The organism is Dyadobacter sp. HNCC25DJ186 (assembly GCF_056895235.1).
Genome location: NZ_JBXHAS010000003.1, coordinates 112,792 through 128,469 on the forward strand (window position 1 = coordinate 112,792; position 15,678 = coordinate 128,469).

A 15,678-nucleotide genomic window follows, 5' to 3' on the forward strand; every position below is an offset into this window, starting at 1 on the left:
GTTAAATTTTAAATTAATTGGTAAAAGAACTATGTTTTTTTCAATTTTGAAATAAGTTAAGCTCGATTTGTGCAAAGTAAGTTCCATTTATTCGATCTAAGCTGTTCATTATCATAAATTTTACTTTCAAGATGTCCACAATCGCTGAAAATATTGCCGCAATAGAAGAGCAGCTCCAAGGAAAAGCCAGGTTAATCGCTGTTACTAAAACCAAACCAGTTGAAATTTTACAAGAAACCTACGATGCCGGATTTCGCAGATTTGGAGAGAATAAGGTCCAGGAAATGACTGCAAAATATGAGGCACTACCAAAAGATATTGAATGGCACATGATTGGCCATCTGCAGTCGAACAAGGTAAAATATATGGCTCCTTATGTTTCTATGATACATTCTGTGGACCAGTTCAAACTTTTAAAAGAAATAAATAAAGAAGCGAAAAAAAATGACCGCGTCATTAATTGTCTGCTTCAGATATTTATCGCAGAGGAAGAAACCAAATTCGGACTTTCAGAAACCGAAGCGCGTGAAATACTTGAATCTGAGGAACTGCCTTCCTTAAATAATATTAAAATCGTTGGTCTGATGGGCATGGCTTCAAATACAGACGATAATAATAAAGTCCGCCAGGAATTTCGTACGTTGAAAAATATGTTCGAGTCTCTTAAATCTTATGATAAGGAAAATGTGGAAATGAAAGAATTATCGATGGGTATGAGCGGTGATTTTCCAATTGCAGTTGAAGAAGGCAGCACCTTCGTTCGTGTCGGTAGTGCGATTTTCGGAGCACGATAGTTAGTACGAAAGCAGTATTAAAAAGTACTGCTTTCTTTCTTTTCCGTATTTCCCAATGCTGAAACCACTTTATTTTGCACGAATTCAAAGGTCAGATCTGAACAAGGTGAGCCATCCTTTCTGACGAAAACTGCATTTTCCTGTCTGCCAAACTTACCAGAATAAGGATTGTAAGAAGGAAAACTGCCCAAAGATCCCATCAAAATGATTCCATTCGTACCAACAGCATTTGCCAGGTGTGATGGCCCGCTATCAAGTCCTATAAAAAATTCCGCCCGTTTAATAACCTCTGCGGTTTCGAGTATGGACAACTTTCCACACAAATTCCGGTAAACAGGTGTTTTTACAGACAAGTTACTAACCAGGCCAATTTCTATAATATGGTACGAATAGTTTGCCGCTAGCCATTCGATAAGCTGGTTCCAGCGCGCTGCCGGCCAATCTTTTGGCGCATAATTCGACTGGCAATGGAGCACAATAAATTTTTCCGGCAACGCCAGCGTATCCACTTTCTGACGATGACTTTCCTGCAAATACAGTCTTGGATTATCGTCCGCTGGAAAAGCCACTTTTTCGCCAATCAAGTCAGCCGTTTGCGCAAAAACTTCAAGCAGATTACCAAAGTTGAAATAAGTATGCACATTAATACCCCTCTTTTCTGCGACAGGATTATCTACAAAAACCTGGCATTTGGAGCAATGATTATTGTTGCTGAACTGAAGCGGATAAACTTTGTCAAATACACCCGTATTTAACAAAACCCGACGTTGTGTTACACAAAACTCTGCAAAAGTCTCATCTATGGCAGGGTTATGATCCAGCAACTCATGGTAAGCAGGTTTGACAAACCACACGATATGCGCATCCGGGTGAAGCGAACGCACATATCTGGATATCGGTTCTGCTGCAACGATGTCGCCAAAATGTTCAGTCCTGACGATAGCGATTAATTCTCTCCGCTTTGAAAAACCCGCTTTTTTAAATTTGAAATGTAACCAGGCCTTATAACCTTGCAGGTGAGCTTTAAATATGTGGGTATATTTAAAATAGCGGTGCGTCCAAAGCTGGATAAATCGTTCAATAGTCATTTTAAAAATTTTGCCCGGACCAAATATTTACCGCCGGATATTTATGTGCGCAAGTTAATAAAGAAATATGAATCAAGAGTTGGTTAGCCCTTTTCTCAAACCTAACTTTGCCCCCGGCCTATTCGTACCTGGCTGACAAGCTCGATACAAGTATTTTCAATTACAAACTTTCCTTTTTTTTATATGAAATTTATTATTCAAGCTGGTGGATTGTTTTGCGCAATAGCTGTAGCACTTGGCGCATTTGGCGCACATGCATTAAAAGGGATGCTGGAAGCTTCCGGAAGAATGGACACTTTTGAAACCGCTGTTAAGTACCAGTTTTATCACGCGCTGGCGATGGTTTTGGTAGGACTTTTGTTGCAGAGAGCGGGAGAAGACGCCGTAAAATTATTAGGGTGGTCCGGCCATGCATTTATTTTTGGCGTATTGATTTTTTCAGGATCCTTGTATGCAATTTGCTTTACCGGCATCACAAAATTTGGAGCGACCGCACCTATCGGCGGATTGCTGCTGATAATCGGATGGATATTGTTAATAATGGCGGCAGGAAAATTGAGTTAATTTTTTGCTATTCGCGAGGTAATTGTCATTGATCAACGCATATCATAAGGGTTGACTGTTGATAATTAGTTTGTTATATTTGTTAAAAGGATAACAAATGGTAATTGAACAGCAAAATCAGGATTTGATTATACGTATTAGCGCACCGGTTGATATAAGGGCGACGCAAAAGGTTGTTGACTACCTTAGTTTAATGGAATCCATTTCAAAAAATCAGGGAACGGAGGAAGAAGCTGCGGAATTAGCGCGTGATATTCATAATGAGTGGTGGATAAAAAACCGCAGTCTCTTCATTAAATGATTGTCGTTGTCGACATGAATATCTTGTTCAGTGCTGTGATTGCACCGGATAGCAGGATTGAACAAATAATTGCACATCCGTCGTCCCCTTTTAATAAAGTAAGCTGCTATTATGCATTTATCGAATTATTCAAGCATCAGCCAAAGATCATTAAATATTCAAAGAGGTCTCAACCCGAAGTTTTGGATATTTTATACTCCGCACTCAGGCATATCGAGTTCTTTAATGAGACATTAATCGAACAACAATACTGGATAAAGGCTAAGCGCTTGACTGTTGGTGTGGATGCTTTTGATATTAATTATGTAGCGCTGACCTTGCAGACTGACGGCTGGCTATGGACAGGAGATAAAAAATTAATCAATTACTTGACTGCGCTAGGCTTTAATCGTATCATTACTACTAGCGAATTATTTGAAAAATTGATTTAAAAGCCTACCTGATTTCGATCAAAATCACCCCCTGGATAACGTAAATGGCCGTTGCGCATCTATCTTTAAAAAGATAAAAAGCAATACAGAAAACGACCATAAGGACGATCCTCCATAGCTGAAAAACGGCAGAGGAATTCCAATAACCGGCATCAGTCCGATTGTCATTCCCACATTGACCAAAAAATGGAAGAAGAATATTCCTGCGACACAATAGCCATATACTCTTGCAAAACGGCTTCGCTGTCGCTCCGCCAAGATTACAAGCCTGGAAATCAATAAGATAAATAACGTAACAACAACAGCAGTTCCAATAAATCCGTGCTCCTCCCCGACGGTGCAAAAAATAAAGTCGGTGCTTTGCTCAGGAACGAAATCAAATTTTGTTTGTGTCCCTTGTAAAAATCCTTTGCCGGTAAACCCGCCCGAACCGATCGCAATTTTTGACTGAATAACATTCCAGCCGATACCGCGAGGATCGGAATCAGGATCCAGAAGCACCATAATACGTCCGCGCTGATGTTTTTGTAAAACATTATTCATAAAAAAATCTACGCCAAAAACAATCGAAATCATCACGAAGGCAATTAAAATCGTTGCCACAAGACCGCCCCGACGACGTGTCATAACCGGCATTAACCAGATCACAATTCCTGCGATAAAAATGATTGCTCCGGCGATATACCAGGAGTCGTAAAGAAGAGAAATTATCAGCAAAGCTGCTGAAACAATTCCGATAGCCGGAATAAATCCTGGCATTCCCTCACGATAAAGTATGATTGCAAAAGAAGCGAAAACGAGCATCGAACCTGTCTCATTTGACAAAAGAATCAATATTGAAGGTAGAATTATGATACCTAGAATTGGATAATAATCCTTCAATTTTCGCGACAAACTAATAGCAGGATCACTCAAATACTTCGAAATTGCCAAACTAACAGCCAGGTTTGCAAACTGTGCCGGTTGCAGCGAAATGGCACCGAATTTGATCCAGGAGCGCGAACCATTAATATTAGACCCGGCAAAAAGTACGACGACGAGCAGAAATATTACTATTGCATAAATAATAAAAGAAAAGGTCTCGTAAAATTTATAATCAATAACCAGGATACAGATGATCAGGATAAATGTAGTACCGATCCACATCAGCTGCTTGCCGGCATTGTTTGATAAATCGAATATACTGCTATGCGTTTCCGGATTATAAACCGCTGCATAAATATTGACCCACCCTATCCCAAGACAAGCGATATAGATCAATACGACCATCCAATCGACATTTTTGGTTATGGGTTTTCCCTCTTCCATTAACTTGACAATTAAAAAATTATGATGATTTGACTACTAACAAGACCAGTCAGACTAGAATCTTTTCAACCAGTTGATCACTTTCGGCATCGGTTTTTCAACCGGCACCATCGGAATTCCCGTTCTTCTTTTTGTGGTATCTTTAATGATTGGCTTGGGCGGAGCAGGCAAAATTACGTTTTTCATGAAATCCGCCTTCATCATCCTCTCTTCGAGCCCCTTATTTGTGATTTTCCTCGTTAGATATTTTTCTATGATCAGGTTGGCTATCGGAGCCGCCGCCTGACCTCCGGATCCTGCATTTTCTACAAAAACAGCAATTGCAATTTTCGGATTCTCAACAGGCGCAAAAGCAATAAAAATTGAGTGATCCAGACCTCTTTTATTTTGGGATGTCCCCGTTTTACCAGCAATCGAAATCCCCTCAACCTTCGACCTTCTTGCCGTACCACCTTCTACTGCCCCTAACATTCCTTCAATAACAGGATCAAAATGATGGGCCGCTACCCCGGTTTCATGACGGACTGCAAATTCCGGTTTTAGTGTTTTTTTCTCCCCGATCCCATGAATCACGTGTGGTGTGTAATAGTAACCCTTATTCGCTATGATGGCAGCGACGTTTGCCATTTTCAAAGGCGTAATCAAAATTTCACCTTCCCCAATACTTAACGAATAAATATTCGAAAATTTCCAACGGTTTTCGCCGTAAATTTTATCGTAATATTTCTTGTCAGGCAAATTCCCTTTACGCTCACTTGGTAAATCAATTCCCAGTTGCTGGCCGATTCCAAACTTACTGATCTTGTCATGCCAGTCATCCAGACCGACCGCAGAAGCTTTAAATGTATTTGAAATTTTGTTATTGTAGATAATCCGGCGAAAAACGTTGTAAAAATACGGGTTACAGGAATGTGTCACGCCGAGTGCCACTGTTGGGGTTCCCGGATGAACGTGACAACCAATAGGACAATTCGCATGCGTAAAGCCACTATTAGGTGTGATAACACCCTCCTGCAAACCAATCAACGCCTGAATTAATTTAAACGTCGAACCAGGACGATAACTCGCCATAACCGGTCGGTTGAAAAGCGGCTTGTATGGGTTGCGGTAGAGTGCCGTATAGTTTTTTGAAAAAAACCGGGTTGCCAGGATATTCGGATCATAAGTCGGCGCGGAAACCATTGACAAAATCTGCCCTGTTTTTGGCTCGATTGCTACAATACTACCTACTTTGTTCACCATCAAACTATCCGCATATTGCTGAATATCAATATCAATTCCGGAATACAAATTTTCTCCCGCAACAGCCATGGTATCCAGCTCACCGTTTTTCCATGCACCTTTGTAAACACCGCTTACATTTTGCATGATAAATTTAGTACCCCGTTTCCCTCTCAGCTCGTTCTCGTAAATCTTTTCAATCCCCGTTTGCCCGATGTAATCGCTTTGTCGGTAATAGGGTTCTTCCTGATTTTCCAGCTGTTTTTTGCTGATCTCACTAACGTAACCAAGCGTATTGGCAAGTGTTGCGGCTTTGTATGTACGCATCGAACTCTTCGCGAATTCAAACCCCGAGAAATCCACCATAATGTCCTGGATAGACGCGAAATCTTCTTTCGACAATTGTCTTAAAAATAAAGAAGGTTTGTTGCGGGAATAGGAACTTGCTGCATTGACCAGACTATCAAATTCCCGACGTTCAATACCCAAAACCCGGCAGAAACGTAGCGTATCATCAACTTTTACCTTATTAGGAGTTACAAGCAAATCATAAACAGGCGTGTTATAGACAATCAATTTTCCGTTTCTATCATAAATCTGACCACGGAAAGGTACTTCAATGACACGTTTGATGGAGTTGCTGGAAGATTCGATTGAATAACTCTCATCGAGGACTTGTAAATAAAATAAACGAAATAAGTAAATGATACCTATTAATGTAAAGAAGCCAATAATTACAAAGCGGCGATTTTCAAGCATTCTGCACTAAATATTCCTGTTCTCTCAATTTTGTTACGAAGTTCGTGATATCGAAAGACTTATCAAAGCCATTTGATACCTAAAATATCACTCTTTATTCCGGCGTAGGAACAACCATGATCACATCTTCTTTATCAATCACGACGGCTCCTTCAGGCAATCCTTTGGGCTTACGTACATATTTTTTTGGCGTTACGATCACGGGACATAAACTGTCCGTTCTCCTTTTCGAATGCCATGCTGCAAGCTGTGCAGCTCGTTCTATGACCTGCGACGGAAATTTCTTCCCGGATTGATTTTTAATGACTACATGCGAACCCGTCACATCCCGTGCATGCAGCCATAAATCTTCCTTGTGGGCATATTGTTTCGTTAACAGATCGTTGTTTTTCGCATTTTTACCAATCAAAATGGTATACCCCAAAAAGACAACTTTCTTAAATAAGTCAGCCTGTTCTACGGAAACGGTGTTACCCCCCGCCAAGCCATTGGATTTGATAAACATCCGAAGCTCCCGCAACATTTCGATTGATTCGATTGACTTAACATATCCAAGCATCTTTTCCCGTTCATTTTCCCTGACTTCCAGACTATCGTGCAATCGTGCAATTTCTATCTTTTCGTTTTTGGATTTACGATAATAACCTTCCGCAGTTTTTTGAGGTGTTAGATCTTTTTTCAAACGGATTTTTATAGGTTGGTCACGATAGAAATCATATAATTCCACCGACTCTGCCCGATCAGGAATCAAATGCAGATTGGCCATAAGAATGTTGGCGATTTCATCATTTTTCGTTCCCTCTTCCAGCGCAACAAGCTTTTTGAATGTGTTTTCCAGATAGTTATCTGTTTGAGAAATACGTTTTTTCAGAATCCTCAATATTTCAGCCTTTTCTTTTTCTATACCTGTCAGGCGGATGAAAGCATAATAATACGCATTCAACGCTTCAACCGGATCCTTATACGAATCGAGAACCTCACCGAATGGTAAAAGTGAAAGAATAGGCACCAATTCAATTTTGGTGAGGTAAAACGTCGGCTGTTCCAGCTGTTTTAAAATATTCTGGACGATAACCCATCGCTTTTCAGGTTCACCAGTTTCTTTTAACAATGTGTTCAAATGATTGTTAACCAACTTTCCAAAAGTTGGAAACAGAGACTCAAAACGGTAGTCATTTTTAACAAAAGCATCATAAGACTGATCGATTTTACGATCCATCGTATCGAGCGAAAGTGTCTGATCTGCTGCCAACTTATTGTTGAATAGTTGAAGAACCGACCCCTCCTTGGAAAACGAAATAAGATTCGAACGGTTTCCAAATAATTTCAGAACCAACACCTCCGCGCTTTTGAAAATAATTTCAATTGCCCGCTCATTAGTAAAAACACGGACATGAATAATTTGCTGTTGATATAAGTCTGTGAACAGATTTACACTATTTCTTCTCGCACGATCAAACTTATCAGGAAAACTAAGACAGGCGAAATCAGACCTAAGTGTAGCTTTGATGAAAAATGGATTTTTCAATTCCTCGTCAATCTCAGACTCGGCAAACACCAGAACGATCTCATCTTTTTCCTGGCTGAAAGCCTCGATAAATTTTTTTCCGGTCAACTCCTGATTTAGTCGCGGAGCAAGTTGCTTTAAGAAATAATAATTCTGATGCACTGGGTTTTATTTGTTGTTATTTTTTTAAGTATTTTAAGACACTCCCAACAGAGTTTTCTGCCTCTCCACTTCGTCTGCATAACCATGGTCTTTTAGCCAGTCTTCATTGTAATAGGTATTCAGATAACGATCTCCTGAATCACAGATCAGTGTGACTATGGAACCCGCTTCGCTTTTTGCCTTCATTTGTTTCGCCAATTCCAAAACACCCCAAAAATTGGTTCCTGAAGAGCCTCCTACCTTTTTATTTAGCAGCAAAGTTAAAGCCTGCATCGCTGCAAAACTCCCGGCGTCCGGTACCTGAATCATGTGGTCAACGACAGTCCTCAAAAATGACGGCTCAACTCTTGGCCGGCCTATACCTTCAATGCGCGATCCATGTTCACCACAAAGTTCGGAATTGCTGTTTTTCCAAAAATCATAAAAGACAGAGTTCTCCGGATCAACAACGCATATTTCGGTAGCATGTTGCTCATAACGGACATAACGGCCAAGCGTAGCAGAAGTTCCACCAGTCCCTGCACCAGTCACAATCCAGCGCGGCACAGGATACCTTTCATGGGCCATCTGCCGAAAGATCGATTCAGCAATGTTGTTATTGCCACGCCAGTCGGTAGCCCGTTCTGCATAGGTAAACTGGTCCATAAAATGCCCGCCGGTTTCATGAGCTAGCTGTCTCGAAACTTCATAAACCTCAGCAGGATGCCCGACAAAATGGCATCGCCCTCCGTAAAATTCGATAGCCTGAATCTTGTCCGGACTGGTTGACTTTGGCATAACCGCAACAAAAGGTAGCCCTAATAATTTTGCAAAATAGGCTTCGGAAACAGCCGTTGAACCACTCGAAGCCTCTACGACAGTCGTCCCTTTGTGAATCCAGCCGTTACAGATCGCATATAAAAAAAGTGACCGGGCAAGGCGGTGCTTCAAACTGCCGGAAGGATGCGTGGATTCATCCTTAAAATAAAAATCGATATCCGGAAACAAGGGAAGTTTCAAAAATATAAGGTGCGTATCAGCAGAGCGCTGATAATCTGCATCAATTTTTGAAATTGCACTCCCGATCCAGGATGATTTATTGTGCTCGTTGGACTGACGATACATAGACTGGTAACTTTTAGAATTCGATACCCAATATGCGATATTCGGCATCTTTATTAATAATGCAAAGATTACAGCATATTAACAGAAAGCAATAAAACATAAATCTCCTTTCAAGTTTTTACCATCAGCGAATTACTTCAACGCGTCCGGCAAACGCATTTCAATATTTCTTTTTCGAAAGATAAAATAAAGAGACGCGATCGTTAGTGGCTGAAAAATAAGAGAGATCAGCGAACCTTCAAAACCAAAATCACCTCCATTCCAGATATTCTCCTTTTGAAAAGTTGTTATCACGAAAGAGTAGAAGTCGTTCCCGCTGACATTGAATCCAAAAAAGCTTTGAAAAAAATTCCAGCTGAAATGCAAAGACATCGGTAGCCACAGATTGTTGGTAATTATGTAGGAATAACCAAGAAGCAACCCGGCGAAAAACAATCCAACAAATCCGAGAACGTCCATATTTGGATTGCCAATATGCATGAAAGCAAACAGAGCTGAGGTAATGACCAATGCGGTACTTTTCTTGCAAGAGCGCATCAGATTGTTCAAAACATAACCCCGCAAAAGCAATTCCTCCGATATCCCCACGAACACAAAGGTCCCGAAAATCCATAATCCATTTAAAAAATTACGATCCAGGGTTTTTATCACAATTTGCTCGGTTTGGATCAGAATTAAAAGAGAAATTAACATGATGATGAAACCTGTTAATATGCCAATCAAAGTGTCCGTCAAAATAAAACCTGGACGAAAACCAACCGTAACGAATTTACTTTTAACAAAATAGATTGTAAAAGTTCCGACAAGAAGAAAAGCAGCGATAAGGTCAAAAAGGGCGATAATGAAAAAATGCTTGTCTGTCTCCAAAACATCAGAAGAGAACTCCAGACCAGCAACATGAAGGGCAATAAACTGAAAAATACCTCCAACAACCAGATATGGAACAATAATTAGCAGTACATCTTTCCAACCTTTGCTTTCGGGTGTATGATTTTTCAAATGGGGCGTGTAGTTGTGAGTTGCCGATTATGTCTAATTATTGATTAACAAAGTTCCATCAAATACACTGCATACGTTTCGTATTAACTCTTTTATGTTTAACTTTATTTTAGAAGCTGTTCTCATATTTAACACAACTTAACATGTCAGTCTCGCAATTATTGGAAAAGATAAAAAAAGTTCCTGTTGCATACCAGCAAGAGGTTGAAGACTTTGTTGATTTCATCCTTGAAAAAAAACTTCATTCTCCTCATAAAGATCCTAAAAGGACGCTGGGACTTTTAAAGGGAAAGATGAAAATGAGCTCTGATTTCGACGCCCCTTTGGAAGAGTTCAAGGACTACATGTAAAATGAAGCAATACTTACTAGATACGCATACCTTGCTCTGGATGCAGGATAACAGTAGCCAGCTTTCTGATGGAGCCAGGCAAATCCTTACTGACAGCAAATCCAGACTATATATCAGCATAGCCTCTTTTTGGGAAATTACGATCAAGTCTAATATTGGTAAATTAGAATTGGATTATACAATTGATGAACTTTACGAAGCATGCGTAACTTCAGATATTGTTGTACTTCCAATTGAAATATCCACATTAAAACAGCTCCAACTTCTTCCGTTTATTCATAAGGATCCTTTTGACAGGATTATTGTTTCGACAGCTATTGATTTAAATCTATGTGTGATAAGCCGGGACGATCACATAAAGCAGTATAGCTTAGATACATTCTGGTGAGCAGTCGACTAGTTTGACTTTCTCACAACTCCAAAACCAGCCCATCATAAGCCAGATGCACATTTGGGGGAAGCTCTTTTTCAACCTCAGCATGCAATCCTAGTTTATGACTTATATGCGTGAGGTATGCAGCGGGTACGTTGAGTATATCGATTAATTCAAGTGCCTGTGATAATGTGAAATGGGAAAGGTGCGGTTCCTTTTGAAGTGTATCAAGGACAAGTATCCTGGATCCTAAAATTTTTTCCTGTTCTATTTCAGAAATATAATTGGTATCCGTAATATAGGTGAAGTCGCCGATGCGATATCCATAAACGGCCAGCTTGTGGTGCATCACTTCTATGGGAATAAATTGAACACCCTGCACGTCAAAAGGTCGGTTTTCAATTGGATGTAGTTCAAAGTGCGGAACTCCCGGATATCTTTTTTCTGAAAAAGCGTAAGCAAATTCTACCTGAATCTGGTTCAGAACATCCTGACGGCCGTAAAGTGGAATATCCTGCTGCTGGCGGTGATTAAATGCACGCGAGTCGTCGAGGCCTGCAGTGTGGTCCTTATGCTGATGGGTATAAATAATTGCATCCAATTGCCTGACATCGGCGCGCAGCATTTGCTGGCGAAAATCAGGCCCGCTGTCAATTACAAAAGACTTACCATGAACCTGTATCCAGACAGAGGTTCTGAGGCGATTATTGCGTAAATCAGTTGAACGGCAAACGGCACAATCACAAGCAATAACGGGTACTCCTTGTGATGTGCCGGTTCCTAAAAATGTAATCTTCATGCAACTCGCTATTCTGTCAAATGCGCAACCACCTCTACCAAACGGTCAAAGTTTAATGGTTTCATAAGCGCATCGTCAAATCCGGCTTCTTTAAAGTCTTCTTCAGAATAATTTTTTGCGTTGCCAGTTATTGCTACAATTGGTGTTTTGGCTTTGTCAGCATTTGCCAATTTTCTAATATTCCGTGCACACTCCATTCCATCCATCACAGGCATATTGATATCCAGCAAAATGATGTCAAAATCTTCCTTTTCAAGAAGTTGTAACACTTGTTCTCCATTCTTAACGGAAGTAATCTCGTAATGTTGAAATTCCAGAATCTTCCTTGCCAGATTTTGAATTACTGAGCTGTCTTCGGCAATGAGTACTCGTTTTGTGTAGGACATATAATGGATCAGGTATTGTTTTTTAATTATTTGGCAGGTGAATTTAGGTATATTTCAATCAAGAACGCAAATTCCGCTGCGTGGAAGTTCCAAAATTATGATAAAAATATAAATAATCAGGCTCTGATTTTTTCAAACGCATGTTTCAGATGTAAGTTTGTAATTCATTTTACTATTTGATTTGGGAAATTATGTTCAAAAATAAAGTAATACGCTGGAGTACCCTCGCGATGCTGATAGCTATACTGGCTTATTTTTTTATTGAAAATTTTGGTTCAGGAAATGCAGAGGCCGATAAAGATGACCTTATCGCTGCCAATCCGCAGCAATATATTGACAAGATCACACAGGAAAGAATCGCGAAAGACGATCAGTTTAAAACCACAAAAGACTCCCCTATCCAGGATAAAGATAGTTTTCACGGACTTCATTATTTTGATATTGATCCGACTTATCGTGTGAAAGCCTTTATAACGCCTTATGAAAAGGAAGATAAGGAAATGAAAGTAACCTATACAGATGGAAGTACAACTGATTACGAACGAATTGGTTACGCAAATTTCACCATCAATGGCGTTGCTGAAAAACTCCTGCTGTTGAAAAATGAGGCAGTAATATCTGTCCTTTTTAAAGACGCGACGAGTGGAAAAGAAACCTATGGTGGCGGAAGATATCTGGACTACCCAGTTTCCAAAATAAAAGGAGACTCGTTGGTTCTGGATTTTAATACTGCTTATAATCCCTATTGCGTTTATGCGCCAACTTATGCATGCCCGGTTCCGCCTGCGGAAAATACTTTATCAGTCGCAATTCGTGCAGGAGAACAAACTGAAGAAGGAAATCATTAATTTTGTATAAATAAATTAAAATCAGCACCAGATAATCAAAAGTGGTTGTTAACGCGAGGAAGCCAGGAAAGATAAATTCTGACTTTATGTCGATTCACTGATACTTTGGATCTGGTACTCATATAAATTACCCGCATGAAAATTTCGTATAAGTGGCTTAAAGAATTAATAGAAATTACCGAAACTCCGGAAGAAATCGGCAAATTACTGACGGGAACAGGTCTTGAAGTAGAAGGTATAGAAGAGGTTGAATCCATCAAAGGAGGTCTGAAAGGTGTTGTGATCGGTGAAGTGCTGACTTGTGAAAAACATCCTGAGGCGGATCGATTGAAAATTACTACTGTTGATATTGGTCTGGAACAGCCGCTTAACATTGTTTGTGGCGCGCCAAACGTTGCTGCCGGACAAAAGGTAATTCTGGCGACCGTCGGTGCTACATTATACCCAACAGGAAGCGATGAACCTTTGGTATTGAAAAAGTCAAAAATCAGAGGAGCACTATCTGAAGGAATGATTTGTGCCGAAGACGAACTTGGCCTGGGAATGTCACATGACGGGATCCTTGTTTTGGATACCGATTTGCCTAATGGTACTCCTGCCTCTGAATACTTTGGGATTTCTTCTGATTACTTGATAGAAATCGGATTAACACCGAACCGCGCTGATGCAGCCTCGCATTATGGTGTAGCGCGCGATTTGAAAGCCGTTTTAAACCGGGCAATTAAATTACCTTCAGTGGATTCTTTTTCCATTGACAACAACGATCTTTCAATTTCGGTAACTGTTGAGAATGACGAGGCAGCTCCGCGTTATGCAGGTTTAACAATCACAGGAATCAAAGTTGGAGACTCTCCGGAATGGCTGAAACAGCGACTGAATACGATTGGTATCCGGTCCATCAATTCGATTGTAGATATCACCAATTATATCTGCCACGAACTTGGTCAGCCGATGCACGCGTTTGACGCAGATAAAATCACAGGTAAAAAAGTGATTGTAAAAACCGTCGCAGCCGGGACGACGTTTGTAACATTGGATAGCCAGGAAAGAAAACTTTCTGAGGCCGATCTGATGATTTGTAATGAAACAGAGCCGATGTGTATTGCCGGTGTTTTTGGAGGATTGACTTCGGGAGTAACCACAGAAACGACGTCGATTTTTTTAGAGTCAGCCTATTTCTCGCCGATCTGGGTGCGTCGAACGGCACAGCGTTTTGGATTAAAAACAGATTCGTCTTTCCGTTTTGAGAGAGGAACTGATCCGAATATGCCGGTTTTTGCTTTGAAAAGAGCAGCATTATTGATTAAAGAAATTGCGGGCGGGACGATATCTTCTGACATTACCGATCTGTATCCAAATCCGGTTGCTGATTTTGAAGTAAAAGTTAAATACCGAAACATCGACAGATTGCTTGGGAAATCTTTGGAAAAATCGTTGATCAAAAACATTCTGAATGGATTGGATATAAAAATTGAGAACGAAGATGAAACTGGTTTTACTGCTATCGTACCACCTTACCGTGTCGACGTATTGCGTGAGGCTGATATCATCGAAGAGATTTTGCGTATCTATGGTTTTGATCAGATAGAACTTTCACAGGGTTTAAGCTCCGATTATCTTTCTGATTTCCCGGTTAACGACCCGGAAAAACTAAAAATGCGGGTTTCTGAACTGTTGGCTGCTAATGGGTTTAATGAAACAATCACCAATTCTTTGACCAAACCAGAACCGCAGTCGACGCTGGGTCAAAGTGTTGCTGGGAATCCCGTTAAGATCCTGAATTATCTGAGTGAGGATTTGTCTGTCATGCGCCAGACACTTATTTTCACAGGATTGGAAGTTGTCGCTTACAATGCAAACCGCCGACAGAAAGATCTCAAATTGTTTGAATTTGGAAAAACTTATCATGAAGTAAATGGTAAGTATACTGAAAAAGAACGCCTGGCTCTTTTTATTTCGGGAAATACCCAGGAAGAAACCTGGCTGCAAAAAGGAAGAGAAGTGGCATTCCATGATCTTGCAGCTTCGGTAAACCAAATTTTGGTTGCCATGAAAGTGAAAAATATCGAAAAGGAAACAGCCGATTCTACTATATTTTCGGAAGGAATTGCCCTGACGCTGAATAAAAAACAGCTTGTATCGTTTGGTTTATTGAAATCAGCAATTACAAAAAAGGCCGACGTAAAAGCGCCCGTTTTCTTTGCTGATTTTGATTGGGATTATCTTTTAAAACAATACAATTCAGCAGTTGAATTCAAAGAAGTTTCACGCTTCCCGGAAGTGCGCCGCGATTTGTCGTTGGTTGTTGAAAAGAAAATAACATTTGAAGAGCTTCGCCAGATTGCATATAAAACCGAAAGACAGCTACTGCGCTCGGTGAACGTTTTTGATGTATATGAAGGAGCCAATCTGGAAGGAAAAAAATCATATTCGATCAGTTTTATTTTACAGGACGACCAGCAAACCCTGACTGATAAAGTTATCGACAAATCGATGCAGAAATTAATTTCCTCCTATGAACGTGAATTAGGCGCAGTGATCAGAAAATAAATGTAGTCGGACTGCCTCAAATTGCACGGATTTAACGCGCCATATTGGTTTTGTAAAATTTAGATACTACTAAAACCGGGCGGTTTGGCCGCCTGGTTTTATTTTTTAACCGCGGCCAGCACCGCATTTGATAA

16 protein-coding genes are annotated in these 15,678 nt (G+C 40.3%); 8 read left to right on the forward strand and 8 right to left on the reverse strand.

Translation table 11 applies throughout. The features are described from left to right. The first annotated feature begins 131 nt into the window (after positions 1-131). Positions 132-794, forward strand: coding sequence for a YggS family pyridoxal phosphate-dependent enzyme (locus AC1XUO_RS10220; protein ID WP_483329682.1), 663 nt, complete (start codon positions 132-134; stop codon positions 792-794). A 17-nt stretch (positions 795-811) separates the two neighbouring features. Here AC1XUO_RS10220 and AC1XUO_RS10225 read toward each other — a convergent pair whose 3' ends face one another. Beyond that, the gene (locus AC1XUO_RS10225) at positions 812-1,882 is read right to left on the reverse strand and encodes a glycosyltransferase family 9 protein (protein ID WP_483329683.1); all 1,071 of its coding nucleotides are present in this window, start codon (positions 1,880-1,882) and stop codon (positions 812-814) included. Positions 1,883-2,065: 183 nt separating this feature from the next. Here AC1XUO_RS10225 and AC1XUO_RS10230 point away from each other — a divergent pair, with 183 nt between their 5' ends. The 3 genes from AC1XUO_RS10230 to AC1XUO_RS10240 all read left to right on the forward strand — a co-directional run bounded on the left by AC1XUO_RS10230 (position 2,066) and on the right by AC1XUO_RS10240 (position 3,178). Next, positions 2,066-2,446, forward strand: a complete 381-nt coding sequence (locus AC1XUO_RS10230; RefSeq protein WP_483329684.1) for a DUF423 domain-containing protein — start codon at positions 2,066-2,068, stop codon at positions 2,444-2,446. A 97-nt stretch (positions 2,447-2,543) separates the two neighbouring features. Beyond that, on the forward strand, positions 2,544-2,747 hold the full coding sequence (locus tag AC1XUO_RS10235) for a hypothetical protein (RefSeq protein ID WP_483329685.1): 204 nt from the start codon (positions 2,544-2,546) through the stop codon (positions 2,745-2,747). Further along, positions 2,744-3,178: a PIN domain-containing protein gene (locus AC1XUO_RS10240; RefSeq protein ID WP_483329686.1), complete on the forward strand. Its 435-nt coding sequence runs from the start codon at positions 2,744-2,746 to the stop codon at positions 3,176-3,178. Before AC1XUO_RS10235 ends, AC1XUO_RS10240 begins: the two co-directional genes overlap by 4 nt. A gap of 24 nt (positions 3,179-3,202) precedes the next feature. Here the strand turns inward: AC1XUO_RS10240 and rodA are convergent, their stop codons facing one another. The 5 genes from rodA to AC1XUO_RS10265 form a co-directional block, all read right to left on the reverse strand. Then, positions 3,203-4,486 carry a rod shape-determining protein RodA gene (gene rodA, locus AC1XUO_RS10245; RefSeq protein ID WP_483329687.1) on the reverse strand — a complete coding sequence of 428 codons (1,284 nt, stop codon included), beginning with the start codon at positions 4,484-4,486 and terminating at the stop codon, positions 3,203-3,205. A gap of 54 nt (positions 4,487-4,540) precedes the next feature. Further along, a complete protein-coding gene (gene mrdA / locus AC1XUO_RS10250; RefSeq protein WP_483329688.1) occupies positions 4,541-6,466 on the reverse strand; it encodes a penicillin-binding protein 2 in 1,926 nt (641 codons plus the stop codon). 94 nt (positions 6,467-6,560) lie between these two features. Further along, a complete protein-coding gene (locus tag AC1XUO_RS10255) occupies positions 6,561-8,135 on the reverse strand; it encodes an NFACT RNA binding domain-containing protein (RefSeq protein WP_483329689.1) in 1,575 nt (524 codons plus the stop codon). A gap of 33 nt (positions 8,136-8,168) precedes the next feature. Further along, positions 8,169-9,287, reverse strand: a complete 1,119-nt coding sequence (locus AC1XUO_RS10260; protein WP_483329690.1) for a PLP-dependent cysteine synthase family protein — start codon at positions 9,285-9,287, stop codon at positions 8,169-8,171. Positions 9,288-9,371: 84 nt separating this feature from the next. Beyond that, entirely contained in the window at positions 9,372-10,238 is an 867-nt protein-coding gene (locus AC1XUO_RS10265; protein ID WP_483329691.1) for a CPBP family intramembrane glutamic endopeptidase, read from the reverse strand. A gap of 143 nt (positions 10,239-10,381) precedes the next feature. On the opposite strand from AC1XUO_RS10265, the gene vapB reads away from it, so the two are divergent. Both vapB and AC1XUO_RS10275 read left to right on the forward strand, forming a co-directional pair. Further along, entirely contained in the window at positions 10,382-10,588 is a 207-nt protein-coding gene (gene vapB, locus AC1XUO_RS10270) for a type II toxin-antitoxin system VapB family antitoxin (RefSeq protein WP_483329692.1), read from the forward strand. A 1-nt stretch (position 10,589) separates the two neighbouring features. After that, entirely contained in the window at positions 10,590-10,976 is a 387-nt protein-coding gene (locus AC1XUO_RS10275) for a type II toxin-antitoxin system VapC family toxin (protein ID WP_483329693.1), read from the forward strand. Positions 10,977-10,998: 22 nt separating this feature from the next. On the opposite strand, the gene AC1XUO_RS10280 is transcribed toward AC1XUO_RS10275, so the two are convergent. Both AC1XUO_RS10280 and AC1XUO_RS10285 read right to left on the reverse strand, forming a co-directional pair. Further along, complete coding sequence (locus tag AC1XUO_RS10280; RefSeq protein ID WP_483329694.1) at positions 10,999-11,760, reverse strand: MBL fold metallo-hydrolase; 762 nt, start codon at positions 11,758-11,760, stop codon at positions 10,999-11,001. An 8-nt stretch (positions 11,761-11,768) separates the two neighbouring features. Continuing rightward, entirely contained in the window at positions 11,769-12,146 is a 378-nt protein-coding gene (locus AC1XUO_RS10285) for a response regulator (protein WP_137341445.1), read from the reverse strand. A 191-nt stretch (positions 12,147-12,337) separates the two neighbouring features. Between AC1XUO_RS10285 and AC1XUO_RS10290 the strand changes: the two genes are divergently transcribed. After that, the gene (locus tag AC1XUO_RS10290; RefSeq protein WP_483329695.1) at positions 12,338-12,994 is read left to right on the forward strand and encodes a DUF1684 domain-containing protein; all 657 of its coding nucleotides are present in this window, start codon (positions 12,338-12,340) and stop codon (positions 12,992-12,994) included. A gap of 135 nt (positions 12,995-13,129) precedes the next feature. After that, positions 13,130-15,544, forward strand: a complete 2,415-nt coding sequence (pheT, locus tag AC1XUO_RS10295) for a phenylalanine--tRNA ligase subunit beta (protein WP_483329696.1) — start codon at positions 13,130-13,132, stop codon at positions 15,542-15,544. The last annotated feature ends 134 nt before the right edge of the window (positions 15,545-15,678 follow it).

Bases quoted from the DNA above. Each gene is read 5' to 3' on its own strand.
- AC1XUO_RS10220 (WP_483329682.1), top strand. From the start codon at position 132: ATGTCCACAATCGCTGAAAATATTGCCGCAATAGAAGAGCAGCTCCAA.
- AC1XUO_RS10275 (WP_483329693.1), top strand. From the start codon at position 10,590: ATGAAGCAATACTTACTAGATACGCATACCTTGCTCTGGATGCAGGAT.
- AC1XUO_RS10260 (WP_483329690.1), bottom strand. From the start codon at position 9,287: ATGCCGAATATCGCATATTGGGTATCGAATTCTAAAAGTTACCAGTCT.
- AC1XUO_RS10230 (WP_483329684.1), top strand. From the start codon at position 2,066: ATGAAATTTATTATTCAAGCTGGTGGATTGTTTTGCGCAATAGCTGTA.
- AC1XUO_RS10280 (WP_483329694.1), bottom strand. From the start codon at position 11,760: ATGAAGATTACATTTTTAGGAACCGGCACATCACAAGGAGTACCCGTT.
- pheT (WP_483329696.1), top strand. From the start codon at position 13,130: ATGAAAATTTCGTATAAGTGGCTTAAAGAATTAATAGAAATTACCGAA.
- vapB (WP_483329692.1), top strand. From the start codon at position 10,382: ATGTCAGTCTCGCAATTATTGGAAAAGATAAAAAAAGTTCCTGTTGCA.
- AC1XUO_RS10285 (WP_137341445.1), bottom strand. From the start codon at position 12,146: ATGTCCTACACAAAACGAGTACTCATTGCCGAAGACAGCTCAGTAATT.
- mrdA (WP_483329688.1), bottom strand. From the start codon at position 6,466: ATGCTTGAAAATCGCCGCTTTGTAATTATTGGCTTCTTTACATTAATA.
- AC1XUO_RS10225 (WP_483329683.1), bottom strand. From the start codon at position 1,882: ATGACTATTGAACGATTTATCCAGCTTTGGACGCACCGCTATTTTAAA.
- AC1XUO_RS10290 (WP_483329695.1), top strand. From the start codon at position 12,338: ATGTTCAAAAATAAAGTAATACGCTGGAGTACCCTCGCGATGCTGATA.
- rodA (WP_483329687.1), bottom strand. From the start codon at position 4,486: ATGGAAGAGGGAAAACCCATAACCAAAAATGTCGATTGGATGGTCGTA.
- AC1XUO_RS10235 (WP_483329685.1), top strand. From the start codon at position 2,544: ATGGTAATTGAACAGCAAAATCAGGATTTGATTATACGTATTAGCGCA.
- AC1XUO_RS10240 (WP_483329686.1), top strand. From the start codon at position 2,744: ATGATTGTCGTTGTCGACATGAATATCTTGTTCAGTGCTGTGATTGCA.